Here is an 18,332-nt window from a genome sequence, read left to right on the forward strand (position 1 = left end):
AATGAGTAATAAACCGGCAGCACGAAAGGATGACGATCTCATCCACTCCAGTATTTTTGCAGATATCACCAGTATCATCGTCGAGGGCGCCGCCTATGCGGCCATTGGCGCGGCAGTGGGCGTGGCGGCCACGGCGGCGGCACCGCTGGCCGGTGCAGGAGTCGCGGCGGCAGGGTTGACGGCGATAGGATCGAGCTGCGTACTCAGCGGCATCATTGGCGGCGTGCTGGCAAATGTGGCGGGCATTACCGATGATATTTCCCATTTCGCCAGCGGCGTCGGCGATTTTCTGTTTCCGCCTTCCGTCAGCGGAAAAATTTCCAGCGGATCGGGCAACGTCCTGACCAATCAAAAAATGGCGGCCCGTGCCGCCGGTAAACAGCTTCCGGCCGGAACCGACACGCCGGAGGAGCAGTCTCCGCTGAGCTTTCTGGACTACGGCCGTAAACTGTTAAACAGTCTGGAGCAGATCGCCAACGCTTTCTGGCAGCCGTCTGTCGCGGGCCCGGCAGAGAATACCGAAACCTGCCAGCAGGATACCGCCGCCTGTGAAAAACATTCCGGCCCGCAGTTTATGGCGGAGGGATCGTCATCGGTGTTGATAAACGGTCAGCCGGCCATCAGGGCGGGCGACCGTACCACCTGTGAAGCCACGGTGGCCGATAACGTCTCGCCGGACGTGATTATCGGCGGTGAAAGCGTGGTGGTGCGCGAAATCAAAAGCGGTAAAACGCCCGGACTGGCGCTGGCCATGATGGTTTTACCTTTACTGCGCGGCCGTCCCGGCCAGGTCATGCGCAACCTGCCCTGCGTGGTCTCAGGCGCGATTGGCGGTATGGCGGCCGATATGCTGGTCAACGCCCTGTTTTCATCATCCCATCCTGTTCACGCCGCCACCGGCGTCAAGGTGCTTAATGATGAGAACGATCTCGATTTTACGCTGCCCGGTCGTTTCCCGCTGGCCTGGCAACGCAACTATAACAGCCGCTCAACGACAGAAGGCCTGTTCGGCACCGGCTGGACCACCGTTTTTGATACCCGCCTGGAAGTGACCGGCAGTGACTGTCTGTGGTTCGACGAGTCCGGCCGTGAACTTCGCTTCAGCATGCCCGCCGAAAACGAACCGCTTTACAGTCCCGCAGACGGGCTTATTTTCCGTCGCGGTCCGGGTGGCGAACTGGCAATAGCCGATGATGACGGCAGCGTCTGGCGCCTTTACCGGCCTTTGCGCGCCAGCCCGCAGCTGCTACAGCTGGCTTCGCTCAGCGATGAGTACGGCAACATGCTGGAGACGGGCTATGACGAACAGGGGCGCCTCGTCCGTATTCATGACGCGCCGGGCGCCATTGACGTGCAGATTGACTATGCCGATCCGCGCTTTCCACAACGCGTCACCTCCCTCAGTCATTACGACGGCACCACCACCTGGCCGTTAATGACCTATTCCTATGCCGACTCGGGCCAGCTTGCGCAGGTCACCGACGCGGCCGGGATCGTCACGCGTGAATTCAGCTACAACGAGCAGGCGCTGATGACCGCGCACCGCCTGCCTGGCGGCATGCTCTGCGAATATCGCTGGCAGCATTTTGATGCGTGGCGGGTGGTGGCCGCCCGCGACAGCGCGGGCGACAGCTGCACCCTGCATTACGACCTGGCGGCGGGGCAGACCACGGTGACGCACGCCGATGGCCGTCAGCATCAGCACGTCTGGAATGCGCAGGCGCTGGTCACCCGCTATGTGGATGAGCGCGGCGGCAGCTGGCTGTACGACTGGGACGAGAACCAGCAGCTCACGCGGGCGGTCGATCCGTCCGGCAACGCGGTGTCGTTTCGCTACGATGACGCCGGCAACCGGGTGGAAGAGCGGGATGCCGCCGGTCACGTGCGCACCACGCAGTGGCTGGAAACGCGGGCGCTGCCCGTGTGCATTACCGACGCCGGCGGGGCCGCCACCCGCTTTATCTATGACGAACGCTACGGTCTGGCGCAGGTGTTTTCAGCGGGCGGGTGCGTGGAGGCGCTGGCGCGTGATGAGCACGGCCAGGTCATCAGCCGCACCGATGCGGCCGGGGGCGTCAGCCGCTACGACTATAACCGCGCGGGCCAGGTGGTGGCGGCCACGGACTGCTCCGGCTTCACCACCCGCTATGGGTATCATCCGCTGGGCTGGCTGGCGGAAGAGGTGGCGGCGGACGGCGAAACGACGCGCCACACCTGCGATGCGGCCGGGCGGCCGGTGAGGCTTGAGCGTGCGGAGGGCTGGGAAGAGTCGCTGCACTGGAACGAGCGGGGCCAGCCTGCGGCGCACCGTGGCGCGGACGGGCGGGAAAGCCGGTTCCGTTATGATGCGGCGGGCCGGCTGGTGGTCACGCGTAATCCGCAGGGCGACGAGGTGCGGCGGGAGTATGACAGCCGTAGCCGGTTAACCGGCCTGATAAATGAAAACGGCGAGCGCTACGGCTTCACCTGGGGCGCGGACGCGCTGCTGCTGGAAGAGCGCGGCCTGGACGGTGGGCTGACCCGCTACGCGTATGACGCCGTCGGACGCGTGGTCCGCCGGACCTTTGCCGCCGACACGCCTGCGGCCTTCAGCCACGTCTTTCGCTACGACGCGCGCGGCCTGGTGACCGGCAAAGGCACGCCGGACGGAGAGACGCGCTTTGCCTGGTCGGCGACGGGGCAGCTGCTGCGGGCGGCGTTCCACCCGGCGTCGGCCGGGGAGGTGACGGACGCGGCGGCGCAGGTGGTGACGTTTCAGTACGACGAACAGGGGCAGCTGACTGAAGAGACGGGCGACCGGGGCACGGTGGCGTACCGTCGTGACGCCCTGGGTAACCGCACGGGCACCACGCTGCCGGACGGGCGGACGCTGCGCCAGCTGTACTATGGCAGCGGGCATCTGCTGGGCATTGCGCTGGACGGCCTGACGGTGACGGAGTTTACGCGCGACAGCCTGCACCGGGAAACCGGGCGCACGCAGGGCGGGCTGATGAGCCGGGTGAGGTATGACCGTCTCGGGCGGCTGCGGGAACGGGATGTGTTCCGTGGCACGCAGCAGCGTCCGGCGCCGCGCGTCTGGTCGGCGCGCTGGCAGCACGACTACCGCAACAACCTCATCCGCGAGGAGCGTGACGACAACCCGTTTGCATGGCGGCAGTGGCAGTACGACGCGGCGGGGCGGCTGCTGAACCAGGGCGGCAGCCTGCCGGACGGGGAGCAGTGGCGGTGGGACGCGGCGTCGAACCCGCTGGACGCGGGCGTGACGCAGGTGGCGCACAACCGGGTGACGCGGCTGCACGGGGCGACGTACCGCTATGACCCGCACGGTCGGGTGGCGGAGAAGGTGGGCGGGGGCACGCGCTGGCGCTACCGTTATGACGGCGAGCACCGGCTGACGTCGGCGGAGAGTGAGACGCGCAGCGGCGTGCAGACGCAGGTGAGTTTTGTCTATGACCCGCTGGGGCGGCGCATCAGCAAGACCAGCCGCCGCGCCCGGCAGGGAGAGGCGCCGGGGCATCCCCGCACCACGTATTTTGTCTGGGAAGGGCTGCGTCTGTTGCAGGAAATCCGCGGGGACGTGCCGCTGACGTACGTGTATGCGGACCCGGACAGCTATGAGCCGCTGGCCCGTATTGACGGGGTGAGCGACCCGGCGATTTACTGGTATCACTGCGCGCCGAACGGCACCCCGGAGCGGCTGACGGATGCGGCGGGCGGGGTGTGCTGGCAGGGTGACAACAGCGCGTGGGGAAAACTGCTGCGCGAGGCACCGCTGAAGGGGCCGGTTTACCCGCAGAATCTGCGGATGCAGGGACAGTACCTGGACAGGGAGACGGGGCTTCATTACACTCTGTTCCGGTACTACGATCCGGACTGCGGACGGTTCACGCAGCCGGACCCGATAGGGCTGGCGGGCGGGCTGAATCTTTACCAGTATGCGCCGAATGCACTGGGGTGGGTGGATCCGTGGGGGTTGAGTAAGTGTTCAAATAATGGCCGCTCAGATCCTTATAAAGGTGCAAAAGATGCATCTGCGTATCTTCGCTCTAAGGGAGTAGATAGAGATACAAGGAAACAGATAATTAATTCTTTTGAGTTAGATACTATATCTGTACAAAAGGCAGGGAATAATCAGTTTGGAACACGTTTCCATGATTATGGAAAATCGGCCTGGCCTCTAGGTCAATATGTTTTTGAAACATTTACCCCTCTAACCAATAGATCAGGCCTTGCATTACCTTATGACTGGAATCGTATGACAGGGATCAAACAGTGGCAGATAAAACCAGGTTCTACGATAATCAGGGGCAGAGCAGCTCCGCAATTTAAATATGGCCCACAATTTAGTGGTGGTGAAGAGCAAATTTTTGTCCTACAGCCTTGGAAATATGGAACTTTATTATGATTTCTTCTTTTGAATTGTTATTGAATGACGCTCTTAATAAAGTAGCTGATGCTATTAATCGGCATGAACGCAATGAGAAAGCCCCTCTTTCTATCCAAGCATTGGCTCAGGTAAAAAAAGAGCTGGAAGAAATGATCAGGGTGATGGATCCAAAGGTTTATATGCCAGGATATCCGCGCTTTATCATAGATTGGCCAGGTGAAGACGTACTGATAAAAGAATTAGTTCATGTCGCCGCTCTATACGAAAAAATAAGGAAAAGCTAAATAAAATCTGGAAACGACCGCAAAGATCCTTCCGGCTTTTATTATGATCAGTCAGTCACTGCCCGTAATCCCCGCAAGATCCAGCTCGCTGGGAAAAGCTCCCAGCCACTCGGCGGTGGTGCGCTCATCGAACGGGGAGCGGCTCAGTCCCGGCAGCATAAACCACAGTTCGCAGATATCCTGCGTGGTGATGATGAGGCACCCGGCATCACGCGCAGCTTGAGCGGCTGCCCGGTGCTGAACCTGACTTCCTGTAGCCACGCCACAGAGGCTAATCGCCGACGTGGAGGTATCGCCCTTGTTGGGCCGGTAGCCAACACGCAGATAGCGCTCCGGCTGTGAGATTTTAAAAACGGTGATGTCTGGCGTAGAATGCGTATTCAGGGTGGTAGCATGCATGATTTCCTACACTATGACGACGATATGAAGGTAATTCACAGCCGATACAGGTAGTACGACGCGGGAATCGGATGAATTGTTGCACTTGACCCGATAGGGCTGGCGGGCGGGCTGAATCTTTACCAGTATGCGCCGAATGCACTGGGGTGGGTGGATCCGCTGGGGTTGAGTCGTAGATGCAAAGATCCTTCTAAAGAAGCAACAAAGTGGCAAGGACCTGCGAATGATGATTATCCGGGAATTGATGTTTATAAGAATAGGAAATTGAGAAAAGGTACAATACTTTATGCATTGTATCCCAATGGAGATCAATTACCTGCATATACTGTAACTCATCCTACAGTTAGGAAATATAAAGGGAACCCTATTGGATATCATGAAGCGCTTCAAGTTAAACTTGATCCACGATGGCCTGTTAGGGGGAAAGTAAGAGCATTCTACGTATCTGAGGATATAAATGTAGCGTATGGAAGGGCATCTGCTAACAAATTATATGGTGATGGTGGTGGTCTTCAATTCTTTATTCCAGAAGAGTCAAGGCACTTACTAGTACCCGGAAAGGTGATAGACATATGATGAGTTTCGATATTGATGTCGATACTGGTAATGTTAGTATTGACGGTAAAAGTCTAAGAAATGAAGAAATGAAGGAGCTAGATTTCACTAGTTCAGCCTTTTATAATAATTTATCAGGCAAAGGGTTAATAAAAAAGCTAATTCCTCATCACTATGTGATTAATGAGATATCGTGGGGGAAGGAGGCGTTTGAGTTAATTATACGACCGCAATGTTTCGATAATTTTCCATTTTTATTGCAATTTTTAGGCAAGGATTGGGAATATTTTCACTGTTTAGATAACTGGGACAAAAAAACGAATATTTCCATGTTAGATAGACAAGTTGTTGTAATGTCAAACTGGCTAACTGAAAATATCTCTTTGCCTTCAGATGTTGAAGTCATAGAAAATGGTAACAGGTGGAATTTTAGTTGGGGACGGATATCTGCATCATATGAAACGAAATCATTCAATTGTGGTATTTACATCTCCTATTTATGAAAGGGCGGTAAATAGCCATTATATTTATCTTGGTTTAAATTTAATTTATTAGGTTAATGCTATATTAAAGAGACTTTAGTTAATTCTAAAAATATCGCTGGTTGTATTGAGATAATAGCGAGTAATGGCTGTTTATTCACCTGTTATTATTATAAATTTAATGAGCTCGTGTTCTTCCGCTCTTTGCTGCCAGAGCACCGCCCGCCTTAAGCCTGGCATAGTGACCGGCAGAGATATGTATGGATTAAATAATATTTAAACGTTATGGATGTTTATCAGTGAAAATGAGGAGAGGTATTACATTAATTATGATTCGGGTGAGGTAATAAATAGAAGTGAAGATGTAAGATAAGTTAAGCACAAAGAGCCCAGCCCAGCAGAGCGGGCAGGATGCTTGCGATATAATACTGATTGCTAAATAAAGTGGTAAAATAAATTATAGGTATAGAGTTTAATATCATGCTGTCATTTTAAATACCTTGGAAGTTATTATGCTAATAATATGGGTCATGAAAAATAAACTGATCTTATAAATGACTTTAAGAAGAAGCTGAATAAAGCGAAGTAAATAAAGTATGAAGCGATCCTCTAATCCTTCCGGCCTTTTACTTGCAGCCGCCTGTTTTCTGCTCCGCCGTCAGGATCAGACAAAGTTCGTCAATCCTCATCGTGACCGGGAATCCGCTATCAAATCCCCCCGAGCTAGTCGCCCTTAATATACGCGCTGGCGCTACCGTTATGACGGCGAGCACCGGCTGACGTCGGCGGAGAGTGAGACGCGAAGCGGCGTGCAGACGCAGGTGAGTTTTGTCTATGACCCGCTGGGGCGGCGCATCAGCAAGACCAGCCGCCGCGCCCGGCAGGGAGAGGCGCCGGGGCATCCCCGCACGACATATTTTGTCTGGGAAGGGCTGCGTCTGTTGCAGGAAATCCGCGGGGACGTGCCGCTGACGTATGTGTATGCGGACCCGGACAGCTATGAGCCGCTGGCGCGAATCGACGGGGTGAGCGACCCGGAAATTTACTGGTATCACTGCGCGCCGAACGGCACCCCGGAGCGGCTGACGGATGCAGGGGGCGAGGTACGCTGGCAGGGTGACAACAGCGCGTGGGGAAAACTGCTGCGCGAGGCACCGCTGAAGGGGCCGGTTTACCCGCAGAACCTGCGGATGCAGGGACAGTACCTGGACAGGGAGACGGGGCTTCATTACACTCTGTTCCGGTACTACGATCCGGACTGCGGACGGTTCACGCAGCCGGACCCGATAGGGCTGGCGGGCGGGCTGAATCTTTACCAGTATGCGCCGAATGCAGTGGGGTGGATTGATCCGTGGGGGTTGAGTAAGTGTGGTCTGCACGGTAAATATAAAGAAATAGATAAGGCCAGCTTACCCGGTTGGATTAAAAATTCATTTAAAAATGGCGAATATAAAACAGTCATGACAACTGAAGATGTTACTTTGTATCGGGTGTTTGGCGGTCATGCGAAAATAGATGGTTCATTTGTTAGTACATCTCCTGCGTTAAACAGAATTCAGTCTAAAATAGATTCCGCTCTATTACCTGAATGGAAGAATACAAGGCAGTTTGAAACGATAATTAACGTACCTAAAGGAACTATTCTTCAGGTAGGTAAAGTTGAAAGACAAACTATGCTCTCTGGTTCTGTACTTGAAGGAGGCGCAGACCAGATACTATTACCACAGGGTTATCCTCTATCCTGGATAAGTGATGTGAGATTTTTATGAAGGATATTACTCTTGGACAAAAAAACATTTTTATCTGAAATAGATAAAACAATTAATAACATTGAAGTAGTTATAAAAGCTGAGCGCAAAGAAGATTTGCGAAATTTTATTGATGATCTTGAACGTTTGAAAGTGAAAGTCATTAATAATGAAATAAAGAATAATCCGTTAAGAGGTTTTGCCCGTCGTTATGCAGAAATGTATAACGACTATCTTAATCCAATTACAGATGTTTTGGACAGAATGGAAAAGGCAGTCGATAGCTATTTAGAAAGAGAATTATAGTTAAATAAGCCGGAAGCGATCCCCAATGATCCTTCCGGCTTTATTTTTAGCAACTGAACTGAACTGAGCCAGCAGCGCCAGCGTCTGCTGGCGGGTCTGTTCAATCTCCCGCTTCTGCTGCTCAAGCTGCGCCTGTTCCCGGCGTAACCGCGTCTCCACGCGGCTGGCAGGGATCGGCACCAGATAACCGTCCAGCACCTTCAGGCTGCCGCTGACCTACGAGTATGCGGACCCGGACAGCTATGAGCCGCTGGCCCGTATTGACGGGGTGAGCGACCCGGCGATTTACTGGTATCACTGCGCGCCGAACGGCACCCCGGAGCGGCTGACGGATGCGGCGGGCGAGGTGCGCTGGCAGGGTGACAACAGCGCGTGGGGAAAACTGCTGCGCGAGGCACCGCTGAAGGGGCCGGTTTATCCACAGAACCTGCGGATGCAGGAACAGTACCCGGACAGGGACAGATTTGTCGGGAACAAATTTGAACAGCGCGCAAGCGCTGGCCCCGGAGGGGCGAGCCTCATGGATGAGGCGAGTATTCGGGGCTTCATTACACTCTGTTCCGGTACTACGATCCGGACTGCGGACGGTTCACGCAGCCTGACCCGATAGGGCTGGCGGGTGGCTTAAATCTTTACCAGTATGCGCCGAATGCCTTAACATGGATCGATCCGCTGGGATTGATGAAGTGTTCTAATCCTCCAAAGGGCAGGAAAGTTAATCGGACTGTCTACAGATTTGAAGAGCCTGACAGAATGAGTACAACATGGACAACTCATAAATGGAATGTAGGGGCAAACCATAGATATACAGGAAAAGGTTTGGGTGGCGTGTATGGGGCAAACTCTCGGAAAACTGCTCTTGCTGAAGTTAATGCATGGAAAGTTGATTTATCTACTCGTAAATTAACTAGCAAGAAAGTACAGCTCAATAATGTCTTAGATCTGACAAGTCCAAATGTCAGAGATCAACTTGGTGTCTCCTTAAAAGATATTACTGGAAGTAAATATGATGTTACACATCAGATTGGAGTATGGGCTAAGTCTCAAGGGTATGACGGGATATTAGCTCCTTCAGCACGAAATCTAACTGGTTCAAATTTAATTGCTTTCTTCGGATTTTAATATGCATAGATTAGAAAGATATTATTCTGGTGACGCTGACTGGAATGACTTTGTAAAGCTCTACGCTGAGGATTATCTAGATGAGAATGCACGTATTTTATCTAGTAAACTCAATGGCACCCTTGACTTAGCAATCGTTATTTACGGAAAAAGAGGGATAAAAGAAGGGGAATGGTGGATAGAGCAGGAAGTACCTATGCTTGACAACATCAGACCCTTAGACTGTCTTGATGATCCCGAGTTACTCAAACGTCTTCGGGAGTGTTTAATGCGGATGCCATAAAGAAATATGGTGATAGCGTAACCGGTTTCCTACAACTATGACGATGATATGAAGGTAATTCACAGCCGAAACCGGTAATACGATCCGAACACCGGATTGATTGTTGCACAAGACCCGATAGGGCTGGCGGGCGGGCTGAACTTATACAGTTACGCTCCTAATCCATTGAACTGGGTTGATCCGCTGGGGTTGAGTCGGTGTTCTTCAGATGCTTATAAGGGCGTCAAAGATGCTTCGGCTTATTTGAAGAAACAAGGTGTTCCCCGGAAATTCAGGAAGCAGATTTTAGAATCTTTTGAAATAGATTCCCTTCGGGTTCGTAAAGCGACAGATTCAGAATACGGATTAAGATATTTCGATGGGATAAATGCAAAGGCAAGAGGACGCTATATATTTGAAACGTTCCCTGCGACAAGAGAAAGTCTGGCAGTGAAAACTGAATGGAATCAGATGACTAATGTTTCTCAATTTAAAGTTACGCCAGGCTCTGTCATTCTTGAAGGTAGAGCCTCATCTCAAGGAGTAGGATTGTCGGGTGGCCAGATACAAAAATACATCACTGACCTCAATAACTTAATAGATTTATAAATATGAATAATAAAGATAACGCGATTTTTAAGTTGAAAAAAGCGATTAATGAACTGAACAAAGTTCTTGCTGGAAATAATATCAACGTTTTAGCTATAAGCTCACATCAACAAATAGGTGAGTTTATAAAAGTGTTTGAAATTACTTTGCAGAAGATATTATCGGATAGTATTCCCCCTAAAAATGAAAGGACACTGGGAATAGCACACTTAATCGCAGACCAATGGCCCTTTGACCTTGAGTTGGGAAGTATAATTATTGATGCAGAACAAGCCTATAAAGAAATATAGTTAAATAAGCCGGAAGCGATCTCCACGATCCTTTCGGCTTTATTTTTAGCCGCTGGCCCGAGCCAGCAACGCCAGCGCCTGCTGTCGGGTCTGCTCAATCTCCCGCTGCTGCTGCTCAAGCTGCGCCTGCTCGTGGCGAAGTCGCGTCTCTTCGCGGCTGTCGGGGATCAGCACCAGGCAGCCGTCCAGCACCTTCAGGCTGCCGCTGACCTACGTGTGTGCGGACCCGCACAGCTATGAGCCCTTGGCCCGTATAGACGGGGTGAGCGACCCGGAAGTTTACTGGTATCACTGCGCGCCGAACGGCACCCCGGAGCGGCTGACGGATGCGGCGGGCGGGGTGTGCTGGCAGGGTGACAACAGCGCGTGGGGAAAACTGCTGCGCGAGGCACCGCTGAAGGGGCCGGTTTACCCGCAGAACCTGCGGATGCAGGGACAGTACCTGGACAGGGAGACGGGGCTTCATTACACTCTTTTCCGGTACTACGATCCGGACTGCGGACGGTTCACGCAGCCTGACCCGATAGGGCTGGCGGGTGGCTTAAATCTTTACCAGTATGCGCCGAATGCCTTAACATGGATCGATCCGCTGGGATTGATGAAGTGTTCTAATCCTCCAAAGGGCAGGAAAGTTAATCGGACTGTCTACAGATTCGAAGAGCCACGCAGAATGAGTACGACGTGGACTACTCACCCGGGAAATATCGGCTCAAGACACCGTTATACTGATGTAGGAAGCGGTGGCGTTTATGGAGCAAACTCTAAAAAAACAGCTTTGGCGGAAGTAACGCATTGGAAAGTGGATTTATCTACTCGCGAATTGACCAGTAAAAAAGTACAGCTTAATAATGTATTGGATTTAACTCGACGGGATGTTAGAGACCAGCTTGGTATATCGTTAAAAGATATTACCGGAAAAGAATATGATGTTACTCACCAAGTGGGGGCATGGGCTAAAATACAGGGTTATGATGGTATATTGGCACCTTCAGCTCGAAATCTAACGGGAACTAATTTAATTTCATTTTTAGGGTTTTAATTATGGCGGGATTAGAAAAATATTATGCTGGAGATGAGACATGGAAGCTGTCAGTAAAAATATTTTCAGAAGCTTACCTGGATGATAATGCCCATTTACTGGCAGAGAAGTTAAATGGCTATTTGGATCTGGCCGTAATTATTTATGGTAAAAGAGGAATAAAGGAAGCTTTATGGTGGATAGAACAAGAAGTTCCAGCATTAGAAGGCATCAGGCCGGTCGATTGCCTTAAAGATCCGTCACTATTAAAACGTCTTCGGGAATGTGTGATGCGAATGTCATAAACATTTTGATTAAATAAACCGAAAGCGATCATATTGATCCTTCCGGCTTTATTTGTAGGCGATCACCTCTTGCTCCGTCAGCTAGGAATCCAACTGGTTCTAATTTAATATCATTTAGTGGATTTTAAATATGCCTTCCTTAGAACATCATTACGCTGGTGATAAAAAGTGGAAAAGCTATTCTGACTTTTATGCCGAAGACTATTTAGATGATAATGCTCATTTACTTTCTGAAAAATTAGAAGGTCATTTGGATTTGGCCGTAGTTATTTACGGTAAAAGGGGAATAAAAGAATCTTTATGGTGGATAGAGCGAGAAGTTCCGGCATTAGAAGGAATAAAGCCGGTCGATTGCCTTAAAGATCCAGAATTATTGAAACGTCTTCGGGAATGTGTGATGCGAATGTCATAAACATTTTGATTAAATAAACCGAAAGCGATCATATTGATCCTTCCGGCTTTATTTGTAGGCGATCACCTGGCTCAACAGCCTCTACCCGTCTAGCCAGGTCAGCTCAATCTCCCGTGTCTGCTCGTGTAGCAGCCGCGTTTCTTCGCGGCTGGCGGGGATCCGCACCAGAGAGCCGGACCTTTGCCGCCGACATGCCTGCGGCCTTCAGCCACGTCTTTCGCTACGACGCGCGCGGTCTGGTGACCGGCAAAGGCACGCCGGACGGGGCGACGCGCTTTGCCTGGTCGGCGACGGGGCAGCTGCTGCGGGCGGCGTTCCACCCGGCGGCGGCCGGGGAGGTGACGGACGCGGCGGCGCAGGTGGTGACGTTTCAGTACGACAAACAGGGGCAGCTGACTGGATGCCGGGAACAAAAGCAAACCGGATTTCTATGTCGGGCCAGACGGACCGAGTGCGACAATGCCTTCTACTGCTTATCGTTATATGAGATATTTGAATGATGACGGCACGCCTGATAGGTTTGTAGAGTCAACCCTGAAAAATAAATCAGCTCCGATCACATATTTCGGTTTTGAAAAATTTGAAAGTGGGCGAGCTACTCGTGATGCTTTTCAAATTAAAGGTGTTAATCCAAAAGATCCTTTAGATGTTTCATGGAGTGATGGGCGATTAAGAGGCACTTTTGATACTTTGCAGTTATATGAAAACGGTGTGCCGCAAGCTAAAGTTCCTACAATGTTTGGTAATAAAGAAGGTGCTCCGCTTGAACCATTCACGAAAGCTTATCCAAAATATGGGAAAGGTGGAGTGCAGCAATTAATTTCTGATAGAAGACAAGTTCAATTCGATGAGATTGATATTTTACCAGAGGGTGATAATGGACCTTGAATCGTATGAAGAGGTTTTGGATTTTCTAATTGAATATTTTACAGTCAGGGTTAAAGATGAAAAATACCTGATTGACTTAAAATGCCTTATTGAAGGTTCTAGAAAGAAAAAGACCGTAACGATTAGGCCAATTCAATTACTTTTCTTAGAATATAGGGAGAAGTTTAATGATTACAGCATTATGAATGAAGGAGAAAGGGAATTGTGGATAGATCTATTGGACTATTGGCAATGATCTTCTACCAACATAATTTTAACAAAATTTCTTTATATGTGATCTCTTTAACCCAAACAATAAGCTTGGAACATCTACGGTGGAAGAGAGGAAGACGGGTAACTTGCTGATATTGTTGTGATGGAATGTGATTAAAATCGCTACGAGAAGAAAGGCTGGACGGTCTGACGGTGACGGAGTTCACGCGCGACAGCCTGCACCGGGAAACCGGGCGCACGCAGGGCGGGCTGATGAGCCGGGTGAGGTATGACCGGCTGGGACGGCTGCGGGAACGGGATGTGTTCCGCGGCACGCAGCAGCGTCCGGCGCCGCGCGTCTGGTCGGCGCGCTGGCAGCACGACTACCGCAACAACCTCATCCGCGAAGAGCGTGACGACAACCCGTTTGCATGGCGGCAGTGGCAGTACGACGCGGCGGGGCGGCTGCTGAACCAGGGCGGCAGCCTGCCGGACGGGGAGCAGTGGCGGTGGGACGCGGCGTCGAACCCGCTGGACGCGGGCGTGACGCAGGTGGCGCACAACCGGGTGACGCGGCTGCACGGGGCGACGTACCGCTATGACCCGCACGGTCGGGTGGTGGAGAAGGTGGGCGGGGGCACGCGCTGGCGCTACCGTTATGACGGCGAGCACCGGCTGACGTCGGCGGAGAGTGAGACGCGAAGCGGCGTGCAGACGCAGGTGAGTTTTGTCTATGACCCGCTGGGGCGGCGCATCAGCAAGACCAGCCGCCGCGCCCGGCAGGGAGAGGCGCCGGGGCATCCCCGCACCACGTATTTTGTCTGGGAAGGGCTGCGTCTGTTGCAGGAAATCCGCGGGGACGTGCCGCTGACGTACGTGTATGCGGACCCGGACAGTTATGAGCCGCTGGCCCGTATTGACGGGGTGAGCGACCCGGAAATTTACTGGTATCACTGCGCGCCGAACGGCACCCCGGAGAGGCTGACGGATGCGGCGGGAGAGGTGTGCTGGCAGGGTGACAACAGCGCGTGGTGAAAACTGCTGCGCGAGGCACCGCTGAAGGGGCCGGTTTACCCGCAGAACCTGCGGATGCAGGGACAGTACCCGGACAGGGACAAATTTGTCGGGAACAAATTTGAACAGCGCGCAAGCGCTGGCCCCGGAGGGGCGAGCCTCATGGATGAGGCGAGTATTCGGGGCTTCATTACACTCTGTTCCGGTACTACGATCCGGACTGCGGACGGTTCACGCAGCCGGATCCGATAGGGCTGGCGGGCGGGTTAAATCTTTATCAGTATGCGCCGAATGGACTGGGGTGGGTGGATCCGTGGGGGTTGAGTAAGTGTTCTCCAGAAATTATACCAATCAAACGAAATTCAGGCAGGAAACTATCAAGAAGTCGTGGGCTAAATAAGCAAATACAGCATGACACTATTAATAGTTTTGACGGGAAAGTATATGCTTCCAGAGGTGCGTCGGGAGATATGTTTACTATTACGGAACATGCTCCAGGAAGTGCTTCACAAGTATATGTTACAAGAGGGAGTGCCGGACTTACCCCGGCGGAAAGGCGTGCAAATCTGGCTTTACCACCCAGTAATTTGGCAACGTATGAGGGGAAAATTGCATTAACCAGAGCACAGGTGCTTCTTGAAGGTAGAGTTGCGCCACAGCTTCAATGGGGTGCAGATAAAATTGGTGGCGGATGGCAAGTAGTAACTGCTGGCGGTAGATATTCAGGAGCAACAGAATTGTTATGAATCTGGAACAAATCAGCGAAAAAATATGTGATATGTTAATCGCTTCTTCTTATTTTGATGAGGCTAATGATATCAGGGTGCTGATGATGAAAATATTAGCGCTAAATAAAAATGACCCTAACAGAGTGAACGCTATAGATAGTTTAATATCACGCTGTCATCCTAAATGGCTTGGGGATTATTACATTAATAATGTCACTTACAAAGAATGGACTGACCTAATTACTCAATTTAAAAATAAACTTAACAATGTGAAATAAAATATAGCCGGAAGTGATCCCAACGATCCTTCCAGCTATATTTTTAGCCACCGACCTGAGCCAGCAGCGCCAGCGCCTGCTGGCGGGTCTGCTCGATCTCCCGCTTCTGCTGTTCACGCTGCGCGAGGTGCGCTGGCAGGGTGACAACAGCGCGTGGGGAAAACTGCTGCGCGAGGCACCGCTGAAGGGGCCGGTTTACCCGCAGAACCTGCGGATGCAGGGGCAGTACCCGGACAGGGACAAATTTGTCGGGAACAAATTTGAACAGCGCGCAAGCGCTGGCCCCGGAGGGGCGAGCCTCATGGATGAGGCGAGTATTCGGGGCTTCATTATCCTCTGTTCCGGTACTAAGATCCGGACTGCGGACGGTTCACGCAGCCGGACCCGATAGGGCTGGCGGATGGGCTGAATCTTTACCAGTATGCGCCGAATACACTGGGGTGGATTGATCCGCCGGGGTTGAGTAGGTGTTCTCTTGGGAAAGAGACTGGCAGATACTCAGCAATAAAACCTGGGCCTTTAGATAAAGACTTAGCTGAAACTTTCTCTGGTGGGAAATATAGAGAAATAATCCTTTCTCAAGATACATCTTTTTTCCGGGCTGGAGTGACAACAAATCCATTTGGTCGTTTCTTTAGTTTGGATAAGCCACAAAGTATTATCCAGGCACGAGTAGATAAAGCAGTATTACCAAAATGGCCTAATGGCTCTGCTTCACCACTTGATAGTGTATATGAAATAAAAATCCCTGCGGGTACTAAAGTTTATGTGGGCGAGGTTGGTTATCAGAATGGTTTCTATCTTGGTGGGACAGAGCAGATAGTTATATTAGAACCCTGGAATGTAGGAACAGTGATAGGAAAATGGCCGCTGCTATGAAAGATGAAATTAAACGAGTGGTAAAAGAAATAATAAGAATGCTATTAGATAATGGCGAAGTACCCTGGGTCAGATATTTTGACAAGTGTTTAAGACAACTGGATGATGATTATCATGAAGGTGTTTATAATATAAGAACGGCCTATGGTGGCATGGGATCTTTCAATGATTTAGTTTTGCACAGTAATGGAAATCCTTTAAAAAAGGAAAATGAACAGTTAGATAAGTTGCGAAAAGAACTTTATCAAATAACAACTTAAAATATTCATATATCCGGAAGTGATCCTGACGATCCTTCCGGCTTTTTTATTTCATCTGTCAGCCTGCGGTTCCACGGTGAGGATCAGGCGCCCTTTGTCGATCTTCACCGTGACCGGGCAGCCGGTATCAAATCCCGCCTCGGGGAGCCAGGCGCCCTTCAGATGCAGGCTGGGGCTGCGTAAGTAGCAGGTGGCGGTAATATGTCACCACCCCGCATAATCGTGCCGTTCACTTTTGGTAATCTTCCGGCATGATAATGTGCGTCAGCAGATGCGGCAAAGCAGAGCGCGGCGTCCATGCCGCGATCTGCCTTAATTACGTGAGTATGCTAAACATTACAACGTTAATGACTGCCCTGATTCATTCCTGTTGCGATGCCATCGCTCGCACCGTCTGATGCCGATGCCAGTAATAACCCAGCGTGTTTTTAAAGTTTTCAATGTCCTTTTTCAGACCCGGCAGGCGGATCTCACTGCGTTTTTTGCCTTGCGCGTCAGGCTGCTTATGTTGCACATAAAGCGTATCCCGTCCAAAACTGCGGGTCACATTGATGTTTTTAACATTATCCCACGCCAGTAACTCAGCACTTTCCGGCTTCACAATGCCCAGGTAGGTGATTTCGATCTGAAAACCATTTTTCAGCGTAAAGGGCACATTCGGGAAATGTTTCAGCACCAACGCGGTTTCTTTTTCACCCGTCGGCTGAAAACGCCATGCCAGGCTCTCCTCATGGGCGGAAGAGAAGTTACGCTCGTATTTCTGCCACAGCTGTTGCTCAATATGTTCAGCAACCGGCATCAGATCAACCCAGCTTTCTGTCGGCAATTCAGATGCGATAGCGGCATAGCCAGCTTCTTCGACCGTATAACCCACGTTGCGCATCCTGTCGGCCAGCGGTGGGTGTGAGTCAAACGGGTGCGGTACATTCTGCTCGCGCATCATGCTGACAAAATCTGGCGAACTAACGTGCTGAGGCAGCCCGCCGGCAATCGCTTTACCGATCCCCAGTTCGTTCTCATGCAACGTTCCGTTCTCGAAAAGATTTCGCTCAACTTCAGTGCGATAGCTGGCATAGGCGGAAACTTTGATCAGCGATTCAACAATGGCAGCGGGTGAAATCAGCGTTGATGCGTTGAGGTCAGCCACAAACTCGCGTTCACGACTGTTACGCTGCCACGCCAGTTCAAACAGTATGCGATACAGGTATAGCGGGTAAAAGACGATGAGCGTCGCCACATTCCTGCCCATTAACTGCATATAGAGATCGAAACGGTGTAGCTTTGGCCCCAATAAAGCGCCCGAGGCGGTATCGCCCTCATGCAAGTGTGTAAGCTCATGCACCATGACGCCGTCAGCCTGTGCCGTGGTCAACTGGCGAAGAAGTGGAATACTGACGTAAAGCTTACGACCAGAAAGCTGATGCTCATTGACGCTAAGTGGCGCTTCCGTGACGTAGAAGTTGATATCAATGCCGGCAACGATGTGTTCGGGCGGCGTGGTACCCACTTTGGCAGCCAGCGCATCAACTCGTGACCAAAGCGCAGGCGCGGCTTCACGCGTGACCACTTCGCCTTCAATGCTCTCCTCAGGTGGCAGCTTTTTAAAGATGCCTTTAATGATGTAGTAAATACCACCCAGCACCATCAGACCGACCGCAATCACCACTTTTGGATAGTAGGTTTGCGTGAAAAAGGCAGTGCACCAAAAAGATAGCCACACCAGCATCGCGCCCTGCACCAGCACTTCCAGCGTGCTGGCGAGCATCAGAAACGGACGAGCCAACGTCAGGCTCAGCAGCTGCCCCTGACGGCTTTTAAATGCCAGGGCGCTGAAGAGCAGCACCATCAGTACCACCACAACGCTGGCGATCAGCGTCCAGAATGCCAGCTTATCCATCATAGAGAATTGCCACA

Annotated in this window: 21 protein-coding genes and 7 pseudogenes; 23 read left to right on the forward strand and 5 right to left on the reverse strand. The window is 51.6% G+C overall.

Annotated elements, in window-relative coordinates; all coding sequences use genetic code 11:
- Nucleotide 1: 1 nt before the first annotated feature.
- Nucleotides 2–4,405 (forward strand): RHS repeat-associated core domain-containing protein, encoded by a 4,404-nt coding sequence (locus FA91_RS01985; RefSeq protein ID WP_034912075.1) that lies wholly within the window; start codon nt 2–4, stop codon nt 4,403–4,405.
- Nucleotides 4,402–4,671, forward strand: a complete 270-nt coding sequence (locus FA91_RS01990; RefSeq protein WP_034912076.1) for a hypothetical protein — start codon at nt 4,402–4,404, stop codon at nt 4,669–4,671. Before FA91_RS01985 ends, FA91_RS01990 begins: the two co-directional genes overlap by 4 nt.
- A gap of 51 nt (nt 4,672–4,722) precedes the next feature.
- Here the strand turns inward: FA91_RS01990 and FA91_RS01995 are convergent, their stop codons facing one another.
- A complete protein-coding gene (locus FA91_RS01995) occupies nt 4,723–5,070 on the reverse strand; it encodes a type I toxin-antitoxin system SymE family toxin (protein ID WP_231566740.1) in 348 nt (115 codons plus the stop codon).
- A 150-nt stretch (nt 5,071–5,220) separates the two neighbouring features.
- Between FA91_RS01995 and FA91_RS20900 the strand changes: the two genes are divergently transcribed.
- The 4 genes and pseudogenes from FA91_RS20900 (at nt 5,221) to FA91_RS02010 (ending at nt 8,161) form a co-directional block, all read left to right on the forward strand.
- Complete coding sequence (locus FA91_RS20900; protein WP_343205744.1) at nt 5,221–5,646, forward strand: hypothetical protein; 426 nt, start codon at nt 5,221–5,223, stop codon at nt 5,644–5,646.
- The gene (locus FA91_RS02000) at nt 5,643–6,128 is read left to right on the forward strand and encodes a hypothetical protein (RefSeq protein ID WP_034912077.1); all 486 of its coding nucleotides are present in this window, start codon (nt 5,643–5,645) and stop codon (nt 6,126–6,128) included. Before FA91_RS20900 ends, FA91_RS02000 begins: the two co-directional genes overlap by 4 nt.
- Before the next feature lie 719 nt (nt 6,129–6,847).
- Nucleotides 6,848–7,876: pseudogene (locus tag FA91_RS02005) on the forward strand (RHS repeat-associated core domain-containing protein); the annotation flags it as partial.
- A gap of 12 nt (nt 7,877–7,888) precedes the next feature.
- On the forward strand, nt 7,889–8,161 hold the full coding sequence (locus FA91_RS02010) for a hypothetical protein (protein WP_034912082.1): 273 nt from the start codon (nt 7,889–7,891) through the stop codon (nt 8,159–8,161).
- Here the strand turns inward: FA91_RS02010 and FA91_RS20005 are convergent, their stop codons facing one another.
- A complete protein-coding gene (locus FA91_RS20005) occupies nt 8,162–8,359 on the reverse strand; it encodes a hypothetical protein (protein WP_051936956.1) in 198 nt (65 codons plus the stop codon). It lies immediately after the preceding gene.
- A 10-nt stretch (nt 8,360–8,369) separates the two neighbouring features.
- On the opposite strand from FA91_RS20005, the pseudogene FA91_RS21155 reads away from it, so the two are divergent.
- From FA91_RS21155 to FA91_RS02035, 5 genes and pseudogenes are all read left to right on the forward strand, one after another.
- A pseudogene (locus FA91_RS21155) lies at nt 8,370–8,851 on the forward strand (RHS repeat-associated core domain-containing protein); the annotation flags it as partial.
- A complete protein-coding gene (locus FA91_RS21165) occupies nt 8,843–9,283 on the forward strand; it encodes an RES family NAD+ phosphorylase (protein WP_343205760.1) in 441 nt (146 codons plus the stop codon). The pseudogene FA91_RS21155 and the gene FA91_RS21165, both read left to right, overlap by 9 nt.
- Before the next feature lies 1 nt (nt 9,284).
- Nucleotides 9,285–9,566, forward strand: a complete 282-nt coding sequence (locus tag FA91_RS02025) for a hypothetical protein (protein WP_034912086.1) — start codon at nt 9,285–9,287, stop codon at nt 9,564–9,566.
- 90 nt (nt 9,567–9,656) lie between these two features.
- Nucleotides 9,657–10,154: pseudogene (locus FA91_RS20010) on the forward strand (RHS repeat-associated core domain-containing protein); the annotation flags it as partial.
- Between the two features lie 2 nt (nt 10,155–10,156).
- A complete protein-coding gene (locus tag FA91_RS02035; RefSeq protein WP_034912087.1) occupies nt 10,157–10,444 on the forward strand; it encodes a hypothetical protein in 288 nt (95 codons plus the stop codon).
- 45 nt (nt 10,445–10,489) lie between these two features.
- Here FA91_RS02035 and FA91_RS21270 read toward each other — a convergent pair whose 3' ends face one another.
- Nucleotides 10,490–10,636 (reverse strand): hypothetical protein, encoded by a 147-nt coding sequence (locus tag FA91_RS21270; protein ID WP_231566741.1) that lies wholly within the window; start codon nt 10,634–10,636, stop codon nt 10,490–10,492.
- 10 nt (nt 10,637–10,646) lie between these two features.
- Here FA91_RS21270 and FA91_RS21170 point away from each other — a divergent pair.
- From FA91_RS21170 to FA91_RS02080, 12 genes and pseudogenes are all read left to right on the forward strand, one after another.
- Nucleotides 10,647–11,054 (forward strand): annotated as a pseudogene (locus FA91_RS21170) (RHS repeat-associated core domain-containing protein); the annotation flags it as partial.
- A gap of 45 nt (nt 11,055–11,099) precedes the next feature.
- Nucleotides 11,100–11,483, forward strand: a pseudogene (locus tag FA91_RS21275) (RES family NAD+ phosphorylase); the annotation flags it as partial.
- Nucleotides 11,484–11,485: 2 nt separating this feature from the next.
- Entirely contained in the window at nt 11,486–11,767 is a 282-nt protein-coding gene (locus FA91_RS02045) for a hypothetical protein (RefSeq protein WP_034912091.1), read from the forward strand.
- Between the two features lie 130 nt (nt 11,768–11,897).
- Nucleotides 11,898–12,179, forward strand: a complete 282-nt coding sequence (locus FA91_RS20270) for a hypothetical protein (protein ID WP_072032277.1) — start codon at nt 11,898–11,900, stop codon at nt 12,177–12,179.
- Between the two features lie 113 nt (nt 12,180–12,292).
- Nucleotides 12,293–12,679 carry an RHS repeat protein gene (locus FA91_RS02050; protein WP_156103029.1) on the forward strand — a complete coding sequence of 129 codons (387 nt, stop codon included), beginning with the start codon at nt 12,293–12,295 and terminating at the stop codon, nt 12,677–12,679.
- The gene (locus tag FA91_RS20905) at nt 12,639–13,067 is read left to right on the forward strand and encodes a hypothetical protein (RefSeq protein WP_156103031.1); all 429 of its coding nucleotides are present in this window, start codon (nt 12,639–12,641) and stop codon (nt 13,065–13,067) included. The genes FA91_RS02050 and FA91_RS20905 overlap by 41 nt, the downstream gene beginning before the upstream one ends.
- Entirely contained in the window at nt 13,057–13,302 is a 246-nt protein-coding gene (locus FA91_RS02055) for a hypothetical protein (protein ID WP_082212563.1), read from the forward strand. The genes FA91_RS20905 and FA91_RS02055 overlap by 11 nt, the downstream gene beginning before the upstream one ends.
- Nucleotides 13,303–13,457: 155 nt before the next feature.
- Nucleotides 13,458–15,019, forward strand: a pseudogene (locus FA91_RS20750) (RHS repeat-associated core domain-containing protein); the annotation flags it as partial.
- The gene (locus FA91_RS02070; protein ID WP_034912095.1) at nt 15,016–15,279 is read left to right on the forward strand and encodes a hypothetical protein; all 264 of its coding nucleotides are present in this window, start codon (nt 15,016–15,018) and stop codon (nt 15,277–15,279) included. The pseudogene FA91_RS20750 and the gene FA91_RS02070, both read left to right, overlap by 4 nt.
- Nucleotides 15,280–15,292: 13 nt before the next feature.
- A complete protein-coding gene (locus FA91_RS21280) occupies nt 15,293–15,670 on the forward strand; it encodes a hypothetical protein (protein ID WP_034912096.1) in 378 nt (125 codons plus the stop codon).
- Nucleotides 15,671–15,738: 68 nt separating this feature from the next.
- Nucleotides 15,739–16,158, forward strand: a complete 420-nt coding sequence (locus tag FA91_RS21290) for a hypothetical protein (RefSeq protein WP_072032279.1) — start codon at nt 15,739–15,741, stop codon at nt 16,156–16,158.
- Nucleotides 16,155–16,418: a hypothetical protein gene (locus FA91_RS02080; RefSeq protein WP_072032280.1), complete on the forward strand. Its 264-nt coding sequence runs from the start codon at nt 16,155–16,157 to the stop codon at nt 16,416–16,418. The genes FA91_RS21290 and FA91_RS02080 overlap by 4 nt, the downstream gene beginning before the upstream one ends.
- 78 nt (nt 16,419–16,496) lie before the next feature.
- Here FA91_RS02080 and FA91_RS21295 read toward each other — a convergent pair.
- Nucleotides 16,497–16,671, reverse strand: a pseudogene (locus FA91_RS21295) (SymE family type I addiction module toxin); the annotation flags it as partial.
- 108 nt (nt 16,672–16,779) lie between these two features.
- Nucleotides 16,780–18,318, reverse strand: a complete 1,539-nt coding sequence (locus tag FA91_RS02085; protein ID WP_231566742.1) for a M48 family metallopeptidase — start codon at nt 18,316–18,318, stop codon at nt 16,780–16,782.
- Nucleotides 18,319–18,332 lie beyond the last annotated feature (14 nt).

Source organism: Erwinia sp. 9145 (assembly GCF_000745075.1).
GTDB classification, from domain to species: domain Bacteria; phylum Pseudomonadota; class Gammaproteobacteria; order Enterobacterales; family Enterobacteriaceae; genus Erwinia; species Erwinia oleae.

Bases quoted from the DNA above. Each gene is read 5' to 3' on its own strand.
- FA91_RS02025 (WP_034912086.1), top strand. From the start codon at position 9,285: ATGCATAGATTAGAAAGATATTATTCTGGTGACGCTGACTGGAATGAC.
- FA91_RS02055 (WP_082212563.1), top strand. From the start codon at position 13,057: ATGGACCTTGAATCGTATGAAGAGGTTTTGGATTTTCTAATTGAATAT.
- FA91_RS20905 (WP_156103031.1), top strand. From the start codon at position 12,639: ATGCCTTCTACTGCTTATCGTTATATGAGATATTTGAATGATGACGGC.
- FA91_RS01995 (WP_231566740.1), bottom strand. From the start codon at position 5,070: ATGCATGCTACCACCCTGAATACGCATTCTACGCCAGACATCACCGTT.
- FA91_RS02045 (WP_034912091.1), top strand. From the start codon at position 11,486: ATGGCGGGATTAGAAAAATATTATGCTGGAGATGAGACATGGAAGCTG.
- FA91_RS02080 (WP_072032280.1), top strand. From the start codon at position 16,155: ATGAAAGATGAAATTAAACGAGTGGTAAAAGAAATAATAAGAATGCTA.
- FA91_RS01985 (WP_034912075.1), top strand. From the start codon at position 2: ATGAGTAATAAACCGGCAGCACGAAAGGATGACGATCTCATCCACTCC.
- FA91_RS21165 (WP_343205760.1), top strand. From the start codon at position 8,843: ATGAAGTGTTCTAATCCTCCAAAGGGCAGGAAAGTTAATCGGACTGTC.
- FA91_RS02085 (WP_231566742.1), bottom strand. From the start codon at position 18,318: ATGATGGATAAGCTGGCATTCTGGACGCTGATCGCCAGCGTTGTGGTG.
- FA91_RS02000 (WP_034912077.1), top strand. From the start codon at position 5,643: ATGATGAGTTTCGATATTGATGTCGATACTGGTAATGTTAGTATTGAC.
- FA91_RS01990 (WP_034912076.1), top strand. From the start codon at position 4,402: ATGATTTCTTCTTTTGAATTGTTATTGAATGACGCTCTTAATAAAGTA.
- FA91_RS02070 (WP_034912095.1), top strand. From the start codon at position 15,016: ATGAATCTGGAACAAATCAGCGAAAAAATATGTGATATGTTAATCGCT.
- FA91_RS20270 (WP_072032277.1), top strand. From the start codon at position 11,898: ATGCCTTCCTTAGAACATCATTACGCTGGTGATAAAAAGTGGAAAAGC.
- FA91_RS02035 (WP_034912087.1), top strand. From the start codon at position 10,157: ATGAATAATAAAGATAACGCGATTTTTAAGTTGAAAAAAGCGATTAAT.